The organism is Gordonia sp. DT218 (assembly GCF_049847105.1).
Classification (GTDB): Bacteria; Actinomycetota; Actinomycetes; order Mycobacteriales; family Mycobacteriaceae; genus Gordonia.
In genome coordinates, this window is record NZ_JBNCNS010000004.1 from 426979 (window position 1) to 447587 (window position 20609).

20 protein-coding genes are annotated in these 20609 nt (G+C 65.7%); 8 read left to right on the top strand and 12 right to left on the bottom strand.

Annotation, left to right across the window (positions count from 1 at the left end):
• From ACPXCG_RS17300 to ACPXCG_RS17315, 4 genes are all read left to right on the top strand, one after another.
• On the top strand, nt 1-533 hold a 533-nt coding region (locus ACPXCG_RS17300; protein ID WP_425793237.1), incomplete at its 5' end, for a hypothetical protein.
• 663 nt (nt 534-1196) lie between these two features.
• Nucleotides 1197-1781 carry a hypothetical protein gene (locus ACPXCG_RS17305; protein WP_425793238.1) on the top strand — a complete coding sequence of 195 codons (585 nt, stop codon included), beginning with the start codon at nt 1197-1199 and terminating at the stop codon, nt 1779-1781.
• A gap of 72 nt (nt 1782-1853) precedes the next feature.
• On the top strand, nt 1854-3119 hold the full coding sequence (locus ACPXCG_RS17310; protein WP_425793239.1) for a hypothetical protein: 1266 nt from the start codon (nt 1854-1856) through the stop codon (nt 3117-3119).
• Between the two features lie 113 nt (nt 3120-3232).
• Complete coding sequence (locus ACPXCG_RS17315) at nt 3233-3946, top strand: hypothetical protein (RefSeq protein ID WP_425793240.1); 714 nt, start codon at nt 3233-3235, stop codon at nt 3944-3946.
• Between the two features lie 1662 nt (nt 3947-5608).
• Here ACPXCG_RS17315 and ACPXCG_RS17320 read toward each other — a convergent pair.
• Nucleotides 5609-5971, bottom strand: coding sequence for a DUF4190 domain-containing protein (locus ACPXCG_RS17320; RefSeq protein WP_425793241.1), 363 nt, complete (start codon nt 5969-5971; stop codon nt 5609-5611).
• A gap of 101 nt (nt 5972-6072) precedes the next feature.
• Between ACPXCG_RS17320 and ACPXCG_RS17325 the strand changes: the two genes are divergently transcribed.
• Nucleotides 6073-6465: a hypothetical protein gene (locus tag ACPXCG_RS17325; protein WP_425793242.1), complete on the top strand. Its 393-nt coding sequence runs from the start codon at nt 6073-6075 to the stop codon at nt 6463-6465.
• Between the two features lie 259 nt (nt 6466-6724).
• On the opposite strand, the gene ACPXCG_RS17330 is transcribed toward ACPXCG_RS17325, so the two are convergent.
• The 3 genes from ACPXCG_RS17330 to ACPXCG_RS17340 all read right to left on the bottom strand — a co-directional run bounded on the left by ACPXCG_RS17330 (nt 6725) and on the right by ACPXCG_RS17340 (nt 8683).
• The gene (locus ACPXCG_RS17330) at nt 6725-7138 is read right to left on the bottom strand and encodes a hypothetical protein (protein ID WP_425793243.1); all 414 of its coding nucleotides are present in this window, start codon (nt 7136-7138) and stop codon (nt 6725-6727) included.
• Between the two features lie 203 nt (nt 7139-7341).
• Nucleotides 7342-7623: a DUF4190 domain-containing protein gene (locus tag ACPXCG_RS17335; RefSeq protein WP_425793244.1), complete on the bottom strand. Its 282-nt coding sequence runs from the start codon at nt 7621-7623 to the stop codon at nt 7342-7344.
• Between the two features lie 883 nt (nt 7624-8506).
• The gene (locus tag ACPXCG_RS17340; protein ID WP_425793245.1) at nt 8507-8683 is read right to left on the bottom strand and encodes a hypothetical protein; all 177 of its coding nucleotides are present in this window, start codon (nt 8681-8683) and stop codon (nt 8507-8509) included.
• 167 nt (nt 8684-8850) lie between these two features.
• Between ACPXCG_RS17340 and ACPXCG_RS17345 the strand changes: the two genes are divergently transcribed.
• Entirely contained in the window at nt 8851-9372 is a 522-nt protein-coding gene (locus ACPXCG_RS17345) for a peptidylprolyl isomerase (protein ID WP_425793246.1), read from the top strand.
• 47 nt (nt 9373-9419) lie between these two features.
• On the top strand, nt 9420-10313 hold the full coding sequence (locus ACPXCG_RS17350) for a rhomboid family intramembrane serine protease (protein ID WP_425793247.1): 894 nt from the start codon (nt 9420-9422) through the stop codon (nt 10311-10313).
• A gap of 16 nt (nt 10314-10329) precedes the next feature.
• On the opposite strand, the gene ACPXCG_RS17355 is transcribed toward ACPXCG_RS17350, so the two are convergent.
• Both ACPXCG_RS17355 and crgA read right to left on the bottom strand, forming a co-directional pair.
• Nucleotides 10330-10833, bottom strand: coding sequence for a PH domain-containing protein (locus tag ACPXCG_RS17355; protein ID WP_425793248.1), 504 nt, complete (start codon nt 10831-10833; stop codon nt 10330-10332).
• A gap of 92 nt (nt 10834-10925) precedes the next feature.
• Entirely contained in the window at nt 10926-11216 is a 291-nt protein-coding gene (crgA, locus tag ACPXCG_RS17360; protein ID WP_124709472.1) for a cell division protein CrgA, read from the bottom strand.
• Nucleotides 11217-11435: 219 nt separating this feature from the next.
• Here crgA and ACPXCG_RS17365 point away from each other — a divergent pair, with 219 nt between their 5' ends.
• Entirely contained in the window at nt 11436-12119 is a 684-nt protein-coding gene (locus ACPXCG_RS17365) for an aminodeoxychorismate/anthranilate synthase component II (protein ID WP_425793249.1), read from the top strand.
• 136 nt (nt 12120-12255) lie between these two features.
• Here the strand turns inward: ACPXCG_RS17365 and pknB are convergent, their stop codons facing one another.
• The 6 genes from pknB to ACPXCG_RS17395 form a co-directional block, all read right to left on the bottom strand.
• On the bottom strand, nt 12256-14178 hold the full coding sequence (gene pknB / locus ACPXCG_RS17370) for a Stk1 family PASTA domain-containing Ser/Thr kinase (protein WP_425793250.1): 1923 nt from the start codon (nt 14176-14178) through the stop codon (nt 12256-12258).
• Between the two features lie 106 nt (nt 14179-14284).
• The gene (locus tag ACPXCG_RS17375) at nt 14285-15667 is read right to left on the bottom strand and encodes a serine/threonine-protein kinase (protein WP_425793251.1); all 1383 of its coding nucleotides are present in this window, start codon (nt 15665-15667) and stop codon (nt 14285-14287) included.
• Nucleotides 15667-17172, bottom strand: a complete 1506-nt coding sequence (locus tag ACPXCG_RS17380) for a peptidoglycan D,D-transpeptidase FtsI family protein (protein WP_267631056.1) — start codon at nt 17170-17172, stop codon at nt 15667-15669. Before ACPXCG_RS17380 ends, ACPXCG_RS17375 begins: the two co-directional genes overlap by 1 nt.
• Complete coding sequence (locus tag ACPXCG_RS17385) at nt 17169-18599, bottom strand: FtsW/RodA/SpoVE family cell cycle protein (protein WP_425793252.1); 1431 nt, start codon at nt 18597-18599, stop codon at nt 17169-17171. Before ACPXCG_RS17385 ends, ACPXCG_RS17380 begins: the two co-directional genes overlap by 4 nt.
• Entirely contained in the window at nt 18599-20050 is a 1452-nt protein-coding gene (locus ACPXCG_RS17390) for a PP2C family protein-serine/threonine phosphatase (protein WP_425793254.1), read from the bottom strand. Before ACPXCG_RS17390 ends, ACPXCG_RS17385 begins: the two co-directional genes overlap by 1 nt.
• A complete protein-coding gene (locus ACPXCG_RS17395) occupies nt 20047-20511 on the bottom strand; it encodes an FHA domain-containing protein FhaB/FipA (protein ID WP_425793255.1) in 465 nt (154 codons plus the stop codon). Before ACPXCG_RS17395 ends, ACPXCG_RS17390 begins: the two co-directional genes overlap by 4 nt.
• Nucleotides 20512-20609 lie beyond the last annotated feature (98 nt).

A 20609-nucleotide genomic window follows, 5' to 3' on the forward strand; every position in this document is an offset into this window, starting at 1 on the left:
GTAGCGTGAACGCGTTGTTGGCGATCGATGTTGGGGGGAATCTCGTGTTTACGCGGAAGATCTGGGTGCTGCTGCTTGCAGTCGTGGTGGTGGCTTTGAGCTTGTTTGGCGCGGGGCGTGTGGCGGCTGAGCCGCAGTTGCCGCGGATCGCGTTGGCCAGTGACAATGTCGGGACTCTCGGTGACCACGACTACTGTCGAGGGGCGTTCAACGTCAGCCTGGTGGCGCCAAAAGGCAAGCGCGGAGTCGTCCGAGTGACGCTCACTTCGTTTGGATTCACCGGGAACGGTAGTGGTTGGAAACGAAATCCCTCATGCCGCTTCTTGGCCTACCTCTCCTTTGCGGGCACATCCAACCTCGATGGAGAAGTGTTCGTTCCGGTCTCGTTCGGACCTCGTAGGGGAGAACGTATCGTGCGAGATCTTCACACAGGCGCGGGTCCAGCCATGGTCGCGGTAGGGACTGTCGCAATCAACAACCCAATCAGAGTCCAGCAGGGCTATGTGTCCAGATTCTTCACGCAGGTTCCTTGACGTTGTGCTGCGGGCGCCCAGCGGTAAAAGGTCTGTCGTGGATCGCGATGACACTTCCTCGTAATCCGAAGAAATGAACTTTCGGTCTGATTTGATCACAACGGCCGCTTCCAAGCCGGGCGCTTGGCCGTGAACTTGGAACAATCCGAGCGGCGATACGCGGTGAGCTCGGTCGTGACCGGTCGGGTATTCTGCCAGCGAGCATTGTCGGGGCGCGGTTGTGATGCTGTTTCGGGGGATTCACTTGACGCAGGGGGAGTTTTCCACCACTGGTGGTGACGCTGCGGCGGCGTGCCATAACCACGCTGGACGCAGCGCTGTGATGTACCACGCCGGCGTCCCGACAGGCCACGTACGGCATGGCTTCACGACAGCCTGGGGGAGGAGGCAACAGTGGTGACCGAAGGTAGCCACGAGTGGTTTGCCGACGTGCCCGCGTGGCCCGCAACCAGCGATACCCCGGCTCGCGAACTGGCACGGGCGCTTGCCGACGCGAGGCTTGTCACCGTCGGCGCCCGACCGGTTTCTCCGATTGTCGCGCGCTCGGAGCAGTCACCACCGCCGCCTGATTCACCCCATCCGGAGCCAGCGATACCGGAGACCCCAGCGGATGACGGTTCACCAGCGCGGGCCCCTGTCTCTGATGACGATCTGTTCGAGCAGATGCGCGTCCGGACAGTCACCCCGAAGGGTGATAAGGGTCCACAACGCTTCTGGAAGGATCACCGCGGCCCGATTGTCGGGGCGGCCGCAGCCGTTCTGGTGGTCGGCGCTGCGGCTGCGCTGGCGATCGGCAAGGTCGTGAGCGGTGACGACCCCAGCGCGGAACAAGTGGCTGTGCCACAGAGCTCGGCAACCTCGTCTGCCGTAGTGGCCGCGCCTTGCCCGTCATCTACCGAAGGTGCGGTCACGACCGGCAATGATGCCGGCGACCAGAAGTCCGGGCCGGGCGTGATCAAGGCCTTCAACCATGCCTACTACGTAGAACGATCAGCGACGCAGGCTCGCGCGGTGGCCGCACCGAATGCGGTGGCATCACGGAACGTGATGCAGAAGTACATCGATCAGCGGCCACCGGGCACCGAGTATTGCCTGTCGATCACGGCACGCGGGAAGACGACGTATGACGTCGTGCTCACCGAGACTACGCCGGACTCCGATGCGGCACCGATCGTCTATCGGCAGAGGATCCAGACTGTCGAGGCGGGCGGCAAGACCTGGATCTCATCGATCAAGTCCATCGGATGACGCTCCTCCGGTGAATCGCAAACAGACCACAGGCTTCCCATCGGAGCCGCCTTTGAAAGGAACCCCATCACCATGGCTTACGCATCTGAGCGCCGGTCGCGGCATCGTCATGATCCGGAGGGTCGTCGTTCGCCGTTGTTGTTGTCGGTGACCTCGGCGGCGTTGGCGGCGTCGATTGCGGCGGGTGTGGGTGCGGGTTTGGCTCAGGCGGCTCCCGAGCAGGGCGGCACGAGCCCGAGCGACACGGCTCCGCAGCAGGGTGGCACGACACCTGATGCGCCGGCACCGGAGCAGGGTGGGACGACGCCGACTCCGCAGGTGGCGCCTGCCTATAACCCGGGTCCGGGGTCGATTCCGGGTCCGCCGCAGGAGGCGCCGTATCAGTCGTATGCGGCGCCGGATTCGGGCACAAGCTATGAGAACGCCTACACGCCGTTGCCGTCGCGACCGCTGACGGCGCCGCACCTTGCCAAGCCGGTGCGGCCGATTGCGCCGCCGCCGAAGAAGATTCGGGTGGGCAACTTTGTGACTGATATTCCGAAGGGGATGTCGCAGCGGAATGTGAATTCGGTGAATGAGTGGTCGGCTTATGGTGAGGCCAAGATCGCCCAGGGTTTGATTTCGGTGGGGGTGCCCGAGGATGAGGCGTCGCGTCAGGCGGCGTCGACGATCATCGGTGTGATGACCGGCGGTACCGCGGGTGCGGTCACGTTGGGCATTCCAGCTGCGGTGATGGGAGCGGCCGGGGGTGCGGTGGTCGGGGCAGGTGTAGGTGCGGTCGTTGGTACCGCGATGAGTGCACCAACAGCGGGCGCGAGCATCCCGGCCCTGCTACCGGCGGGAGCGGCGATTGGCGCAGGTGTGGGTGCAGCCGTTGGGGGCGCCGGCGTCGGTGCTGCTGGTGCTGTTGTCGGAGCAGTGATTGGGGGAACGGCCGGTGGCGCAGTCGCCTACGCCCTCGGAGCCGGGGATCCTGGCTCGCATCCGAAGGAACCGTGGAAGCAGGGCAAGCCCCAGGCACCTAAGGCCCAACCGCTCCCGAACCCCGGTGCGAACCAGTTCGAGTACAAGCTCTCCGCCGCGGATGCGAAGAAGTCGGGACTGCCGGCCGTCAACTACGTCGTCAATCACCGCGGTGACGTCAACGTCGAGGTCGGGAACTGGAAGGCGAACTGGAGCGTCGAACAAGCGCTCGAGCCATACGGGCTGATGGGTGGCGGCGCCAAGCAGGGCGAGAAATCTGCGCGCGACATGACCAAACAGCGCAGCGGCCAGCTCGAATCCACAGTTCCGGGCGGGCATGTGGACTGGCCGCAGGAAATCGCCCCAGCACACTGATCCGGGTCGATAGGCTCTGAATAGACTGGCCGCGGCCCACGAACGGGTGGGCCGCACCGAACGGGGGACCACCCGATGAGGTGCGCCCGACACAACCTAGTTCGAGAGTGACTATGAGCGAGGATGCACAGGGACAGTCCGGCACCATCCGCCCGCCGGACACCGCAGAAAACAGTGTGGTCGTCTGCGGCACTGCAGGTGGCGTTGGTACCTCGGTGGTCTCGGCTCTGCTAGCTGAGCATCGTGCGGCGACCTCACTGGGCGGCGCGTCTTGGTGGGTCGACGCCGCGGGCAACGACGGAGATCTACACCAGCGGCTCCGAGCCACAGGTGACCAGGCGTTGCTCCGGACAGCGTCAGGTACGGGATTACTCCCCGCCCCCGACGCCGCAGTCACCGATGTCGTTGTGCACACGTGGCGTTTCGGCGCGGTGCCGGTCGTCGATGCCGGATCGCGTCCTCTAACGGTCCTGAGTGAGCTCGAGACTCCCGAATTGCGCGACGTCACACCGGTTCTGGTCGTCGGTCCGAGGCCTGATCTCCTGAACCGCGCTCGCGAGATCTTCACCGAATGGGATGACGCCGGCGTCCTGGCACGCACCATCGTGGTGATCTGCTGTCAGGTGCCGACTTTGAATCACCAGGCGTTGACGGACATGCTTATCGAAGTTGTGGCGGGGAGAGTAGCCGAAGTTGTCGGGCTCGACTATGAGCCAATTCTTGGCGATGGAACTGCCCTCGACAAAGCTGCGCAGCAACGCTTTTCCCAGAATACCTGGACCGCGATCAATCAGTTGACCGTGGCGACCGGTGCTGTGCGCCGATGAGCCATAAGTGCCCGGAATAGCTCACGAGGTAGTCGAATAATGATGCGAAAATTGAGTACTGCATTGATGGTGCTGATCGTCTGTGTGCTTACCTGTCTGGGTGCTGGTGAGAGCCGGGCCGACACACCACTGCAGATCTTTACGGTCCAAGGGCAGAATTTTGGGACACTCGGCGACCATGACTTCTGTCGCGGTGCGATGCACGTCGGGATTAGCGCTCCAAAGGGAAGCGTGGCGTCACCCGGATGACACTAACGTCGTTTGGATTCACCGGGCGTGGCGTCGGCTGGGTGCGCAATCCGGTCTGTCGCGCGGTATTGGAAGCAAACTACTGAGGGTCTAAGTCTTCGCGGATAGTCGATGTGCCAGTAGCTTTCGGCTCGAAACCAGGCCAAAGGGTCGTCCGAGACTTCCCTACGGGGTCAGGCCTGGTGCAATTGGCCCTCATTCCATACTCGGCGAAGGGCCCAGTTCGTGTTTGGCAGGGTACGGAGGAAATTACTATTTCGTAGTGCCATAGGTTTGGCGCTTCTGCGTAGCGCGACGGGCAGTCAGCTGCAGGTGCGAATCATTCGAGGATGAGATGGCACGGAAACTGTCGGTGTTGGTTCTGGCGGGGATCGTAAGTGCGCCGAGGGAAATTGGATCCGGTAGCGCCTCGGCCGACTGCCCCGTACCGAGGTTGACTGTGTACAGCGAGAACCTGGACCTGCGCAACATCGGAATCAACTCCGATGCCTCAGACACACCGGTGCGTTCACCGCAGGCTCAGGGTGTCGGTGCGATTTTCCTGGTTCCCTGAGGACGTCGTGCGTCGGCACTGATGCATCGGCTCGAGTGAGCTATCGAGTCAAGACCCGACAAGCGACCTCTCCCGGTTCTTGAGTCCCGATCTCTCATCAGCCCCGTCGCATGTTGCCCGATGCGGAGATTGGATCACGGTCAGTGGCGTGGTTCCTCGTTGATCTGGAAGCACGGGCTCATAGCCGGTAGTGATCCCATCAACCAGGCCATGGTCGTCAGGGGTTGGGGCGCAATCCAATCCGCGTCACGGAATCACCACGAAGTTCCGTGTTCCCCACTGCACTCCCTCGGTGAAGAACTCCAACATGTGGACTCCACCACCAGGTTGCAGCACCAACTTGACGGGTTTTCCTCCGCGAGGGCCAGCAGTGACAGTGCGGTACCAACCCTCACCACGAACAATGTCCATCCTCGCCCCGACCCTCAGTTTGCAGACCGGGTTTCGCTGCCAGGTCGGTCCATCTCCAACGAACGGACCAGGTGCGTAGGTGACAAATGCTCTGCCAGGCTGCCTCGGGTCCACACTGATACCGACGTGGATGGCTCCGCGACAGCCGCTGTTTCCGCCGACCGCCCAGATGTCCTCACTGTATTGACTGATACGGGGCGCCGGATGGGGTGCTGCACCAGCGGTTCCGGCTCCTATCAATGCCGCGACAATGAGTGCGACTCCGCTGCACAAGAGGACAAAGGAACGACGGAACACGTCAGGCCTTTCAGTTCGGGTCTGGCGACAAGCCACCATGTCTCGGCGTCATGCTAGCGGACTGCGATTGGCGACCGACTATCAGACCGTGCTGAATCCGCTCGGTGTCCTCCACACGAACGACAGTGGCTACAAGCTTATGCGGCGCCCGCCTACGACCCCTGCCCCGCAATCCAGAAGTACACGAGCAAGGCCAGCACGAACACCGCGACGTAGAGCCAACCGATCCAGATGGCCACGCGCGCAAAGGGTTCGCCGAGCTCGCGACTACGCGCGATGCTCGCCCGCGAGCGATATCCGAGATACAGGCCGACGGGCGCGGTGATCCCGAGGATCGAGAGCACCAAGGCCCAGATGGCCGTCCGGTTGGTCGGACGGTTCGATGCCGGCGAACGGGACGGCTGAGGTGGCGCGTTATGGGTCCGTGGCGGCACGGGCTCCTCCGGAACGTCGTCGACGGGTTTGTTGATGGAAGCGGAGACCTGCATGAGCGACTTCGTGCCACGGGTGATCACGCGCTGTTACGAACCTCGTCGGGCACAGGGCTTCTTCCAGCCCTGACGCAGCAGTCCCTGACGTCGTCTACCACAGTTGGCGATTCGTTGCGGTACCGGTCGTGGACGCGGGCGCTCGACCACTTTCAGTTCTGACCGAACTCGAGAACCCCGAAATGCACGATGTGACAGCGGTTCTAGTGGTCAGTCCGCGACCCGACCTCCTGAACCGAGCTCGCGAGATATTCACAGAATGGGATAACTCGGGTGTGTTGGCGCGCACCATCGTCGTGATCTGCTACCAGGTGCCGACTTTGAATCACCAGGCGTTGACGGACATGCTTATCGAAGTTGTGGCGGGGAGAGTAGCCGAAGTTGTCGGGCTCGACTATGAGCCAATTCTTGGCGATGGAACTGCCCTCGACAAAGCTGCGCAGCAACGCTTTTCCCAGAATACCTGGGCCGCGATCAGTCAGTTGGCCGTGTTGACGACCACCAGTACTGTGAGCCGCTGAACCTGATAATGAATCCGAAAGCAGTTCGTGGGGGAGGCGGGTCATGATGCGGAGATTGAGTGCTCATTGGTGGGCGTGATCGTCTGCGCACCAGGACATGACGTAGAGCGGTCTATTTGCGCAGGCTCACGTTCCGTCAACGTTGGAATGAACTCTTGCGCATATGGCGTACCGGTATGTTCACCACAGGCGCGGGGTGCTCGTGCGATGGTCGTGTTCCCTGACGTCTGAACCGAGGCGCCTGAGTCCTTTGCCCGCTTCATGGAACGATGAGGTAGCTGCCGTTTCCCCAGCTGGCGCCGATTCCGCCGAAAGCGAGTACGTGCAAGCCGGAGCCAGAATTCAGCGTCAGCTTCACGGGTTTACCACCTCGAGGACCGGCGGTCACAGTCTTGTGCCAGGATGGGCTCTGGCGGAAGTAATCAATGATGACATTGGTGTTGATCACGCACACCGGATTTCGTTTCCAGCCCGCGCCATCACCGACGAATCCTCGCGGGGTGTACGTGACGAACACTTTACCTGGCTGTGCCGGATCGACCTTGAGTCCAACGTGGATGGCGCCTCGGCATGAGCTGTTCGCCCCGATTGCCCAGATGTCATCGCTGTACTGGGTGATGCGGGGGGCCTCGTAGGGACGGGCAGCGGCGCTGCCTGCGCCAACCAACGACACGGCAATGAGCGCAATACAACTACACAGGAGGACCAAGGAACGACGTAACACGTTAGGCCTTTCAACTTGAAGCTGGCGACGAGTCAGCATGTATTGGGGACAGGCTAACGGACCGGCATCGGTCGCTGACAATCAGATGACACTCGTGCCTCCCGGCATCCTCCATCCGAACGACAGTGTCTGCGAGCGCCTCTGGTGACCGCCTACGACCCCTGCCCCGCAATCCAGAAGTACACGAGCAAGGCCAGCACGAACACCGCGACGTAGAGCCAACCGATCCAGATGGCCACGCGCGCAAAGGGTTCGCCGAGCTCGCGACTACGCGCGATGCTCGCCCGCGAGCGATATCCGAGATACAGGCCGACGGGCGCGGTGATCCCGAGGATCGAGAGCACCAAGGCCCAGATGGCCGTCCGGTTGGTCGGACGGTTCGATGCCGGCGAACGGGACGGCTGAGGTGGCGCGTTATGGGTCCGTGGCGGCACGGGCTCCTCCGGAACGTCGTCGACGGGTTTGTTGATGGAAGCGGAGTAGGCGAGCGGGCGGGGTTGCTCACTCTGCTCGGTCTTCGCGTCCGGCGTCGAATCGACAGGACTGAAGTCGTCGGAAGGTCCGAGGAATGGCCCGGGGCGGTTGACGGTCGTCTTGTCGTCGCCGGGGGTCGGTGCTTGCGTCGTCGCGTCGGAAGACGCCGCAGAGTCAGGTGGTGAGGCAGCGCGGGTCGGCGCGGCGCCGGGCGGCGGACCACCTGGCGGAGGACCGGCCGGACCGGACCCGCGAGGAGGCGGACCACCGGGGGGCGGGCCACCGCGCCCCGGCGGGGGCGGACGTTGTCCGGGAGGCGGTCGGTAACCGGGCGGCGGGGGACCACCGCGACGCGGAGGCGGAGCATTGCGCGGCGGTCCACCGGGGCCGGGGTTCCATGGCGGAGGACCGCTGCCAGGTCCACCGGGCGGGGGCGAACCGGGCGGAACCAGTCCTCGACCACTCGGTCCGCGTCGTCCCTGCGGCGGTGGGCCGGGCCTGTTCGCAGGCGGCGGCCCGGATTGAGGCGGGCGGGGAGCCCCACGGCCCGGTGGGGCTGGGGGTTGTGGTGGCGACTGAGCCGGCCGAGACGGCCCGGAGGCCGGAGGCACCGTGCCGGGCGCGGTGACAGGTGCGGTCGGGCGGCGCTCCCACGGAGCCGGGATCTGCGGGGCCGGCGTCGCGGCGCTGCGATCGTCGTCCTTCCCGCTGTCCGTGGGATCCGGATCGCCGGGCGGACGCGAGCTGTCGTCGGAGGTCACCATTACAAATTACCGGTGTGGGCGCGGCGACCGCGCCGCTACCGCTGGGTCGTTCGTCGCAGTGGCCGAGCCTGAGTGGATTTCATGACGCCGCCGTCGTCGAATCCCCTGGTGTGGCGTTGAGTTCCTCGACGCGTGGGACCGTCGCGGACACAGGTGCCGGTTCGCGACGAGAGCGTCGGACGATGACCACCGCGGCCGCGGTCGCGAGCAGGGAGGTCAGGACCGACACCGCGGCCCACACGTACTTGTTCGGCATGCCCACCAGCGTGCCAGCCCGACTGACCGCCTGTCACCTCGGACGTGTCCGACATGTTCGGGTCAGGCCTGTTGGCGGAGCGCCTGTTCGCGGACGGCCCTGTTCGCGGAGGGCCCTGTTCGCGGAGGGCAGAGTGCAGACTTGGCGTCAAGTGGTTGGATGGAGATGTGACTACTCAGAAGCAGACCGCGACCCTCCACACCAATCGCGGCGACATCGTTGTCGAACTCTTCCCGAACCACGCTCCCAAGACGGTGGCCAACTTCACCGGCCTCGCAGACGGCTCTCAGGAGTACAGCCAGCCGAACGCCTCCGGCGGCGACAGCGGCCCGTTCTACGACGGCTCGGTCTTCCACCGCGTCATCGAGGGCTTCATGGTCCAGGGCGGCGACCCGACCGGCACCGGCCGCGGTGGCCCCGGCTACCAGTTCGCCGACGAATTCCACCCGGAGCTGCAGTTCGACCGTCCATACCTGCTGGCCATGGCCAACGCCGGGCCGGGCACCAACGGTTCGCAGTTCTTCATCACGGTCGGACCGACCCCGCACCTGAATCGTCGCCACACCATTTTCGGTGAGGTCGTCGATCCCGCCTCGCAGCAGGTTGTCGACGCCATCGCGACCACGTCGACCGACCGCTCCGATCGTCCTCTCGACGAAGTGGTCATCCAGAAGATCGAAATCAACTGACCGGCCCGCAACAACCCGGACCTCAGTACGCCGCCGGCCCGCCGGCGGTGTGCTTCCGGCATCCCGACCGCCCGACCGGCCTAGCGTGCAGCCGGTGTGGTCGACCTGCCTGCCCGGAATGTTTGCGTCCGGCGGCGGTCGGACAGCACTGCGTCGACTGCCTGCGCAATGACGGCGTCCAGAAGTCCGTGACACAACCGACGTTCGCCGACCGCGGCATCCGCCCGATGGTCACGAAGCCCATGGTGGCGGCCCGCCCGTACGCGACGTACGGCCTGATCGCGGTCAACCTCGTCGTCTTCGCGATCTGCGTGATGCAGGCGAAGGGCGTCGACATGGTCCGGTCGCCGTTGTTCGTCGACTGGGCGCTGGTGAAGCCCTGGGTCGCCGGCGGCGACTACTGGCGACTGCTCACGGCCGGATTCCTGCACTTCTCGGTCACCCACATCGCGCTCAACATGATCTCGCTGTACATCCTCGGACGTGATCTCGAGGTGGCGATCGGCATCCCGCGCTACCTGGCCGTCTATGTGACGTCTCTACTCGGTGGCAGCGCGGCCGTGATGGCGTTCGGATCGGTTGCCGTCAACGCCGGTGCGTCGGGCGCGATCTACGGTCTGATGGGCGCCGTGCTGGTCATCGTGCTCAAGGCGAGGGTCTCGCCGGTCCCGGTGATCTCGATCATCGTGCTCAACCTGGTCCTGTCGGTGACCATTCCCGGGATCTCACTGCTGGCCCACGTCGGCGGCCTGGTGTTTGGTGCGGCGGCCGCCGCGGGCATCATCTTCCTGCCGCAATGGGTGCTCTCGCCGCAGCGCCGTACGGCCGCATCCGTCAGTCGGGTCGGCTGGGTCAGTGTGGCGGTTTTGCTGGTCATCGCGCTGGCCATCGGTATCGGGGCCGGGATCGCCTACGCGAACTCCCACGTCCTCGTCGGCTGACGACCGGGGGGCGCGCCTACTTGCGTTGATCCTCGACGACGAAGCCGGCCCGCCGGAGGTCGTCGGCGACATCCCCGAGGTCGGCGCCGAGATCCCATCTGCTGAAAACCATCAGGCGGGTGTCCTCACGCAGGTCGTCGGTCGGTGGCGTCGCCGGCGCATCCTCGCGGAGCACATCGAACTCGAGTTGGCCGGTGCGCCGACCGATCCGCCGGAAGTCGATCAGACGGATTCGATCGATTCGATCTCGCGGGTACGTGTGGGTGCCGCCGAGGGTGCGCACCGTGATCGCCGGCTGTGTATCCACAGTCGTGACGGCAAGCCGTGGACGTATCCACAGCGCGTAACCGGCGAAACCCAACAGCAGAAGTGCGGCGAAGCCCATCAGCACCACCCCGACCGGATCAGACGCGGTCAATATCGCCGCGACCAGCAGGATCACCCCGCCGCCGCCCAGCGCAAACGCGGCCGGGCGCGGCGTCGACCATTCGTGCGTGGATAGATCGGCTGAGTTATCCACAGGAGTTACTCACAGTGGGGATGAGTTACACACATGTGATTTCCACAATGTGGATGAATTACACACATGTGAGCCGGGTGCGTCACCAGTGGTCAGCGCCACCGCATCGTCATCAACAGACCCACCACCATCAGGGCGAATCCGATCAAGAAGTTCCACGGGCCGAGGTTGTACATCCAATGCAGGGCCTTGCCCTCGGCGCCGAGCGCCGACGGTGTCGCAACGAGGTAGAACACGATGAGCCAGGCGAGCCCGAGCAGCATCAGTCCGAGCATGATCCACACGTAGATGTTGCTCGACGGTCCGGCCTTCACCTTCACCGGCGTACGGCTGGCGGGGTTGATGGTGTAGTCGGTCTTCTTCCGGACTTTTGACTTCGGCATGACTTCCTTTGTAGTGCTGAACAGCGCGTCGGGCTGTCGGTCGGCGCGACGGTGCCGGAGATGGCCCGCATCGGGGGCCCGGCGGTCCGTCGCTCTCGCAAGAGATCTGTGTCCACGGTATCTCACCAGGTAGCTGACCCGACAATGTCGCGATTCCGACGTCGGGCGGCACAGAAAACCAGGTGACGCGCATCTGGGCGCCCGCGGTAGCCTGACGGGGTGAATCAGCCGTCTGCGCACGTGGGCGCCGGAAGCACCTCCGGCCGCATCCTGGTCATCGACAATTACGACAGCTTCGTCTACAACCTGGTCCAGTATCTGGGCCAGCTGGGCGTGGAGGCCGTGGTGTGGCGCAACGACGACCCGCAGCTCGACGACCCGACCGCCGCGACCGAGGGCTTCGACGGCGTGCTCCTGAGCCCCGGACCGGGCACTCCGCAGCGCGCGGGCGCGGCCATCCCGATGGTCGGTGTGGCACGGGCGACCGGCATACCGCTCCTCGGCGTGTGCCTCGGTCACCAGGCGATCGGCGCGGCCTTCGGTGGCACGGTCGACCGCGCGCCCGAACTGCTCCACGGCAAGACGTCGCTGGTGTTCCACGACGACGCGGGTGTGCTGGTCGGACTACCGGATCCGTTCACCGCGACGCGCTATCACTCCTTGACCGTGCTCCCGGAGACGATCCCGGACGAATTGATCGTGACCGGCCGTACCGAGTCCGGCATCGTGATGGCGATGGCGCATCGCGAACTGCCCATTCACGGCGTGCAGTTCCACCCCGAGAGTGTCCTCACGCAGGGCGGTCACCGGATGCTGGCGAACTGGCTGGCGATCTGCGGCATCAACATCGACGAATCGCGGGTGGCCGTTCTCGAGGCGGAGATGGTCGACGCGATCGGCTGACCTGCGGGATCTCGATACGGTTCCTCGCTGCGCTCGTCGCCTACTCGATCGGCAGATGGGCGGGTGGTGACCCGATGGGCGCAAGGGCGGGTCGCCTACTCGATCGGCAGACGGGCGCGTGGTGACCGGGGACAGCTCAGCCGGGCAGCAGACTACCCTTTCCGACGACGATCGAGACCGAGCCGTTCTTGCGCACGCGGGCCCCGGCGTCGGGTTCCTGACCGACCACCTTACCGTCGTCGGGGCTGGTGATCGGGACGTTCCGGGACGACCGCGTCAGCGTCGTGTCCGCCCAGCCCGCTGCGGCGAGCGACTGCCGGGCCTGTGCCGGGGTCTGCCCGCGCAGGTTGGGCATCACGAACATGTTGCCCCGCGACACGACGATCTGCACCGTCGAGCCCTGTTCCACGGTGGTACCCGCCGACGGCGAGCTGCTCACCACCTGTCCGGCCGGCAACTCGGAGTCGCCGGCGATCGAGACCACCTTCAGATTGACCTGTTCCAGTACGGTCCTGGCCGCATCTTCCGTCTGCCCGGTCACGTCGGGGACGGTGATCTCCCGTGGTCCGTTGCCGACATGGACCACCACGGCACCGTTCACCGGGGCCTCGGCACCGATGGGCGGCGTGGTGCTCGCCACCTTGTCCTTCAGGTCGGCGCTGGAGTCGACCCGATCGGTCTTCACGTTCGAGAAGCCGAGGACGCGCAACGCCTCGGTGGCCTCGTCCGGAGTCTGACCCTGTAGGTCGGGCATCTGGTGTCGCTGTGGTCCGGTCGAGATGTACAGGGTGATCTCGGATCCCTGCGCGGCCAGTACGTTTTCCGCCGGCGCCGAGCGCGTGGCCGAACCGGGGGCGACGTCCAGACTGGGTTCCTCGAGTTGCTTCACCTTGAACCCGGCCTTCTCCAGGCTGTTCCGCGCATCGGTCAACGACTTGCCCGCGACGGCGGGCACCGGAACCTGCCGGGCAGAGTCCGAGCTCCACGGAGACCACAGCAACAGTCCGGCAATCAGGACCACGACAGCCGCGACCGCACCGATCACCGGACCACGGATGCGTCGCCGCGCCGGATCGTCACCGTCCGCGTCGGCGTCGTCACGGCGGTGGTTGCCGCTGCCACGTCGGACGCCGGCATCGGCAGCGAGGGCGCGGCGCGGGCCGCTGTCCATGAACTCGGTGCGGTCCTCGTCGGACAGCAGCATCGGCGCCGATGGTTTGCCGCCGGCGAGCACCTTGATGAGATCGGATCGCAGGTCCGCGGCCGACTGGTATCGGTTGGCCGGGTTCTTGCTCATGGCCTTGAGCACCACGGAGTCCAGCTCGCGCGGGATCTCCGGACGGATCGACGACGGCCAGGGCGGGTCCTCGTGTACGTGCTGATGCGCGACCGCCACCGGCGAGTCCCCGGTGAAGGGCGGTTCGCCGGTGAGCAACTCGAACAGCACGCAGCCCATCGAATAGATGTCGCTGCGCGGATCCACCTTGATGCCCCGCGCCTGCTCCGGCGACAGGTACTGCGCAGTGCCCATGACCGCCGACGTCTGCGTCATCGTCGACGTCGAGTCGCTCATCGCGCGGGCGATGCCGAAGTCCATCACCTTCACGGCGCCGGACTTGTCGATCATCACGTTGGCGGGCTTCATGTCGCGGTGCACGATGCCGTTGCGGTGGGAGAAGTCCATCGCGGCAGCCACATCGGCCATCCAGGTCATCGCCTGTCGCGGTGAGACCTGACCGTTGGCCCGGAGAACGTCGCGCAGCGTCTCGCCGTCGACGTACTCCATCACGATGAACGGCAGAGGGCCGTCCTCGGTCTCGGCCTCCCCGGTGTCGAAGACCTGCACGATGGTCGGATGGTTCAGTTTCGCCGCGTTCTGTGCCTCGCGGCGGAATCGGAGATAGAAGGTGGGGTCGCGGGCCAGATCGGCGCGCAACACCTTGACCGCGACGTCACGGTGAAGTCGGAGATCCCGGGCAAAATGGACTTCCGACATCCCGCCGAATCCGAGCGTCTCACCGAGTTCGTACCGATCGGAGAGATGGTGCGGTGTCGACATCACCTTGCGCTCACCATCTTTCGCTGCTCGCGATCGTCCGGACGGTGACCGGGCATGGTTGCCCGGACCGCGCTTCGAAACGACACCTCATCCATTATCGGTCAACTCATCCGCCTGGGAAGCCAGGAATGGTGAACGTCGGAAATGTCGGCCGGTTTGCCGAGGGAGCACCGGGGTCGGTGGTCTCCGGGACCGTCGTCGTGGTGGGCTCCTCCGGAGTCGTTTCCTCGGTGGTCGTCTGCGTGGTCGTCGGCGGCCGCTCGCGCGTCGTCGTCTGGACCGGCGCCTCCTCCTGAGTGGTCTCCGGGGCCTCGGTGGTGGTCTCGGTGATCGTCGTCGTGGACGACGGCGCAGGTGACTCCGGGGACGACGAATCCAGGTTCAGCAGCCAGTAGCCGAGTAGTGCGAGCGCGGCGATCAACAGCACGCCGGCGGCCCCGGCCAATACCTTCTGACCGGTGGTCCAGCTGTTGTCGTCGGCCGGGGGCACCGGTCGGCTGGGCGGCCGGCTGGTGGTGCGCGCGGTCGCGGGCTGGGACGCAGCGGTGTCGGCCATCGACCTCGTCGTCGGTCGCATCGCGGCGGCGGCCGCAGCCCCGCCCAGGGCTCCCGCGGCGGCCGCACCGGCGATCGCGCCGGGATGTGGCGGTCGGTGACCGGCCCGGACCGCCGCGACCGCGGCCGCGAACTCGCCGCCGTTGGCGTACCGCTGGCGGGGATCCTTGGCCAGCGTGGTGTCGATCAGATCGCGGACGTTGCCGGGCACGCTCGTCGGCAGCGGCGGCGGCGTCTCACGGATGTGCTTCATCGCGACGGTGATCGCACCGTCGCCGAGGAACGGCCGGCGCCCGGTCAGCGCTTCGTACCCGACCACGCCGAGTGAGTAGACGTCCGACGCCGCGGTCGCCTCGTCGCCGGTCGCCTGCTCCGGGGAGATGTACTGGGCGGTGCCCATCACCATGCCGGTCTGGGTGACCGGTGCCGAGTCGACGGCCTTGGCGATACCGAAGTCGGTGATCTTGACCTGGCCGGTCGGCGTGATCAGGATGTTGCCCGGCTTCACGTCCCGATGCACCAGGCCCTGGCTGTGCGCGGCCTGCAGGGCACGCCCGGTCTGCTCGAGCATGTCGAGGGTGTTGGTCAGCGAGAGCCGGCCCATCCGGGAGATCACCGAGTTCAACGGCTCACCGTCGACGAGCTCCATGACGAGGTAGGCCAATGGATCGCCGCCGCCCCGGTCGGGTGTCTCGCCGTAGTCGAAGACGTTGGCGATGCCCGGGTCGTTGAGCTTCGCGGTGGTCTGCGCCTCCGTGCGGAATCGCGCCGTGAACTCGGGATCGTTCGAGTACTCGGCCTTGAGCACCTTGACCGCGACGCGCCGGTTCAGCCGGCTGTCGACGGCCTCCCACACCTGGCCCATGCCACCGGTCGCGATGAGACGCATCAGCCGGTAACGATCGGCGATCGTGGTGCCACTTTGTAGCGTCATCAGCTTGCACCTCCCACCAATGCATTGATCACTGCTCGTCCGATCGGTGCCGACACCGCACCCCCTGTTGACGCGGGACCCGGGTCCCCGTTCTCGACCACCACCGCGACCGCGATCTGCGCATTCGAGGACGGCCCGAAGGCGATGTACCACGAGTACGGTGTCTCCGACTCGACGTCCGAGGTTGCCGAGTGCTCGGCCGTACCCGTCTTCGATGCGATCGAGACCGGGCCACCGGCCCCCTGTGTACTACGTTCCGACTCGATCATCAGTGAGGTCAGGGTTGCGGCCTGATCCGAACTGATCGGCTCGTTGATGGTCGTCGGTTGAGTTGTCTGCAGCGTCCGCAGATCGGCCGCCTGCAATTTGTCCACCAGGTAGGGCTGCATCCGCACGCCGCCGTTGGCGACGGTGGATGCCACCATCGCCATCTGCATCGGGGTCACCCGCACGTCGCGCTGCCCGATGGACGCCTGTCCGAGCGCGGCGAGGTCGGGGATGGCGCCGACAGTCGACCGGGACACCGGCAGCGGGGTGTCCGGCTGCTTCTCGTCGAGGCCGAAGCGCTGCGCCGTCTCACGGAACACAGTGATCGGATCCTTCATCTTGTTCGTCGTCAGATCGACGAAAGCCGTATTGCACGAGTACTTGAACGCCTGGAGCAGCGAGACAGTGCCGCCGGACGAGCCCGGGCAGGTCTCGCCGCCGTAGTTGGTCAGCGACGTGTTGGTGTCGGGCAGCACGATCGACGGCGCCGCGGTGAGTCGGACATCCGGGGTCTCGCCGTCGCGCAGCGCGGCCGCCGTGGTCACCACCTTGAACGTCGATCCGGGCGGATAGAGCTCGTTGACGGCACGGTTGAGCATCGGGTTGTCGATGTCGCCGGGCTGGTTCCACGCTGCCCAGCTCTTCTCGCGCACGTCCTGGTCGTGGCTGGCCAGTTTGTTCGGGTCGTAACTCGGCGTCGACGCCATCGCGAGGATCTTGCCCGTGTTCGGCTGCAGTGCCACCACCGCGCCGCGGCAGCCGCCCTGACATCCGTTGCGCAAACCGTCGAAGGCCGCCCGCTGCAGCCGCGGGACGATGGTGCTCACCACATTTCCGCCGCGCGGATCCCGGCCCGAGAACATGTCCATGAACCGCTGACCGAAGAGTCGGTCGTCGTTGCCGTTGAGGATCGAGTTCTGGTACAGCTCCAGTCCGGTACTGCCGTACTGGAACGAGTAGTAGCCGGTGACCGGCGCGAAGGCGGTCGCGGTGTTCGGCGGGTAGGTGCGCAGGAACTTGAGCCGGCTGTCGGTGGGCACCGACACGGCGACCACGGAACCGCCGTCGGCAGTGATCGCGCCGCGCTGCCGGGCGTACTCGTCGAGCAGCACGCGGTTGTTGCGTGGGTCGGACCGCAGCTTGTCGGCCTTGAACACCTGTACGTAGGTGGCGTTGGCGAGGAGCGCGATGACCATCACGATCACCGCCATCGACACCCGTTGGATCGGCTTGTTCATCGGCGCACCGCCTGGGTCGGCAGCGAGTCGATGCTCTTGGGCGGCGGTCGCTTACGCGTGGGATCGGGTTCGCGTGCCGCGTTCGAGATCCGGATGAGCAAGGCCACCAGGATGTAGTTGGCGAGCAGCGACGAACCTCCGTAGGACAGGAACGGTGTGGTCAGACCTGTCAGCGGGATCAGTTTGGTGACGCCGCCGACGACCACGAACACCTGCACGGCGATGGTGAACGAGAGGCCGGTGGCGAGCAGTTTGCCGAAACTGTCGCGAACCGCGATGCCGGTGCGGAGTCCGCGCAGGACAAAGATCAGATAGAGCATCAGGACCGCCGCGAGCCCGACCAACCCCAGTTCTTCGCCGATCGTGGCGATGATGAAGTCGGTGTTGGCGAACGGGACGATGTTCGGCCTGCCAGAACCCAGACCGGTGCCGAAGAGCCCGCCGGTGGCCAGGCCGAACAGACTCTGGCCGATCTGATAGCCGGAACCGTTGAAGTCGCTGAAGGGATCCCGCCAGATCTCCACGCGCACCTGCAGGTGGGCGAACAACTGATAGGCGAGCAGCGCGCCGATGACGAACAGGGTCACACCGAGGACCAGCCAACTCGCCCGCTCGGTCGCGACGTAGACCATCGTCAGCATCGTCGAGAAGATCAGCAGGGAGCTGCCCAGGTCGGACGAGTAGGCGAGCACCGCGATCGAGACGAACCACGCCGCCAGCAGCGGACCGAGGTCGCGGGCGCGGGGGAAGTCCATGCCCAGGAAGTGTTTTCCCGCGGTGGTGAACAGATCCCGCTTCGAGACGAGGAACGCCGCGGTGAAGATGATGATGAGGATCTTGGCGAACTCGCTGGGCTGGATCGAGAAGAACGGCAGGATGATCCAGTTCTTCGATCCGTTGATCTCCGACATCGACGACGGCAGCAGGGCCGGGATGATCAGGAGGACAAGGCCTCCCAGGCCCAGTGTGTACGAATACCGTGACAGCGTACGGTGATCGCGGACCAGGATGAGGATCGCCGCGAACGCGATGATGCCCAGGGCCGCCCAGACGAGTTGCTGATCGGCGTTGTGGGTGACCTCGGTGGGGTTGACCGTCTCGCCGTTGCGGCCGGTACCCAGGTCCAGCCGGTGGATGAGCACCAACCCGAGGCCGTTGAGCACTGCGACCACCGGCAGCAGCAACGGGTCGGCGTGTGGTGCGTACCGCCGGACCACCAGGTGCGCAGCACCGAACAGCACGATGTAGGCGATCACGTACTTCGCCAGATCCCAAGTGAGACTCTGTCCTTGGGCCGCCTGCACGATGAGCAGCGCCACCGTCACCAGGCCGATGGCGAATCCGAGCAGCACCAACTCCGCGGTGCGGCCGGTCTGTTCGGGCGGCTGGCGCGGCGGTGCGTGGACGGGAGTGGCGGGTTGGCTCATCAATGACCTCGGCAGATCTTGTTGCCGTCGCTGTCGTACTGCGGCGGTGCCTGCGGCGAGGTCTCGGTGGTCGGTGGGGCAGGTGCCGTCGTGCGTGGTGCCGACGGTGCCGGAGATGGGGCAGGCGGTGCTCCCGGCGCGGGCGCGGGCGCGGGAGCGGGCGCCGGCGTCGGCGCGGGACACAGCGGCAGGAAGTTCAGATGCCGTACCCGCTCTTCGGCTTCGGCGAGTGGCATGTTCCGGATGGACTTGCCGACGACCGCGTTGCGGTCGAGTTCGGCGAGGTCGGCGACCTGCAGCGGGGTGCAGGTGTCCGATGCGCCGTCGTCGACGAACTCGATCTCGGGGTCGGTCTGGTCGAGCCCGGTCACGCAGGCACTCTGGGATGCCGAACTGAGGTCGAGGAACAACACCTTGTCGGGTGAGCCCTGGAAGACCACGACGTCGCCGTCGACGGCACCGACGTAGTAGTTGTTGCGCACCATCGCCCGGGTGACGAAGAACCCGGCGACGATCAGCGCGATCACCGCGACCGCCGTGCCGGCGACCAGCCAACGGTGACGCCGATTGCGTGGTGGCGGTTCGTCGTCGGCCATGATGGTGGGCCGCTGCGGTTCGGCCGGTGGTGGTCGCAGCGCCGCGGCACGACCGGCGGCTGTCGCCGGGTTGGGTGTGTAGCCCTCGTCGTCGACCCCCGCGGCACCGCCGACGATGGGCCGCGAATCCCCGTACTCGGTGTCGACGACATCCGCGACGATGACCGTCACGTTGTCGGGACCGCCTCCGCGTAGGGCGAGTTCGATGAGCCGGTCGGCACATTCCTTGTGGTCGACGATCGAGCCGAGCGTGTCGGAGAGCGTCTCTTCGCTGACCACATCCGACAATCCGTCGCTGCACAGCAGGTAGCGGTCTCCTGCGCGCGCCTCGCGGATCGTCAGCGTCGGCTCCACCTCCTGACCGGTCAGCGCCCGCATGATCAGCGAACGCTGCGGGTGCGAGTGGGCCTGTTCGGGCGTGATGCGTCCCTCTTCGACGAGGGTCTGCACGAAGGTGTCGTCGCGGGTGATCTGGGTCAGCTGGCCGTCCCGGTACAGGTAGCCGCGGGAGTCGCCGATGTGGCACAGGCCGATGCGGTTGCCCGCGAACAGGATCGCCGTGAGTGTGGTGCCCATGCCCTCGAGTTCGGGGGAGTGGTCCACCTGGTCGGCGATCGCCGCGTTACCGGTGTGGGTGGCACGGTCGAGCTGGGCCAGCAGGTCGCCGCCCGGCTCGTCGTCGTCGAGGTTGCGCAGCGCCTGGATGACCAACTGGCTGGCGACCTCGCCGGCGGCGTGACCGCCCATACCGTCGGCGAGCGCGAGCAATCGGGCGCCCGCATACACGGAATCCTCGTTGTTCGAGCGGACCAGCCCACGGTCGCTTCGCGCGATATAGCGCAACACCAGTGTCACGGGCGCAGCTCGATCACGGTCTTGCCGATGCGAATCGGGGTGCTGAGGGGGACTTTGACGGCGGTCGTCACCTTGGACCGGTCGAGGTAGGTGCCGTTGGTCGACCCGAGGTCTTCGACGTACCAGTCGTCACCGCGCCGCGACAGCCGGGCATGCCGCTCGGACGCATAGTCATCCGTCAGCACCAGCGTCGAGTCGTCGGCACGGCCGAGCAGCACCGGCTGGGTGCCGAGAGTGATGCGGGTGTTGGCCAGCGCACCATGCGTGACGACGAGGTAGCGCGCCGAGCCACGGGCGGCCCGAGCCGACCTGTCGCCCTTGTCGCCCCGCGTGTAGCGCGTCAGCCGACTCCCCCCGGCGGTTGCGATGTCGGCCCGGAGCGTGCGGATGACGGCGTAGACGAACAACCAGAGCAGCAGCAAGAACCCGAATCGGGTCAGCTGCAGCACCAAGCCCTGCATTTACGTGTTCACCTCCAGCGCCGTCGCCTTTCGCGGCCCGCTCGTTCCACCCCGGGCGCCTAGTCGTTGAAACGGACCCGACTGCATCTTATGGGCAG

Coding starts and splice junctions, on each gene's coding strand:
- ACPXCG_RS17305 (WP_425793238.1), top strand. CDS start 1,197: ATGCGCGTCCGGACAGTCACCCCGAAGGGTGATAAGGGTCCACAACGC.
- ACPXCG_RS17310 (WP_425793239.1), top strand. CDS start 1,854: ATGGCTTACGCATCTGAGCGCCGGTCGCGGCATCGTCATGATCCGGAG.
- ACPXCG_RS17315 (WP_425793240.1), top strand. CDS start 3,233: ATGAGCGAGGATGCACAGGGACAGTCCGGCACCATCCGCCCGCCGGAC.
- ACPXCG_RS17340 (WP_425793245.1), bottom strand. CDS start 8,683: ATGCCGAACAAGTACGTGTGGGCCGCGGTGTCGGTCCTGACCTCCCTG.
- crgA (WP_124709472.1), bottom strand. CDS start 11,216: ATGCCGAAGTCAAAAGTCCGGAAGAAGACCGACTACACCATCAACCCC.
- pknB (WP_425793250.1), bottom strand. CDS start 14,178: ATGTCGACACCGCACCATCTCTCCGATCGGTACGAACTCGGTGAGACG.
- ACPXCG_RS17375 (WP_425793251.1), bottom strand. CDS start 15,667: ATGACGCTACAAAGTGGCACCACGATCGCCGATCGTTACCGGCTGATG.
- ACPXCG_RS17380 (WP_267631056.1), bottom strand. CDS start 17,172: ATGAACAAGCCGATCCAACGGGTGTCGATGGCGGTGATCGTGATGGTC.
- ACPXCG_RS17385 (WP_425793252.1), bottom strand. CDS start 18,599: ATGAGCCAACCCGCCACTCCCGTCCACGCACCGCCGCGCCAGCCGCCC.
- ACPXCG_RS17395 (WP_425793255.1), bottom strand. CDS start 20,511: ATGCAGGGCTTGGTGCTGCAGCTGACCCGATTCGGGTTCTTGCTGCTG.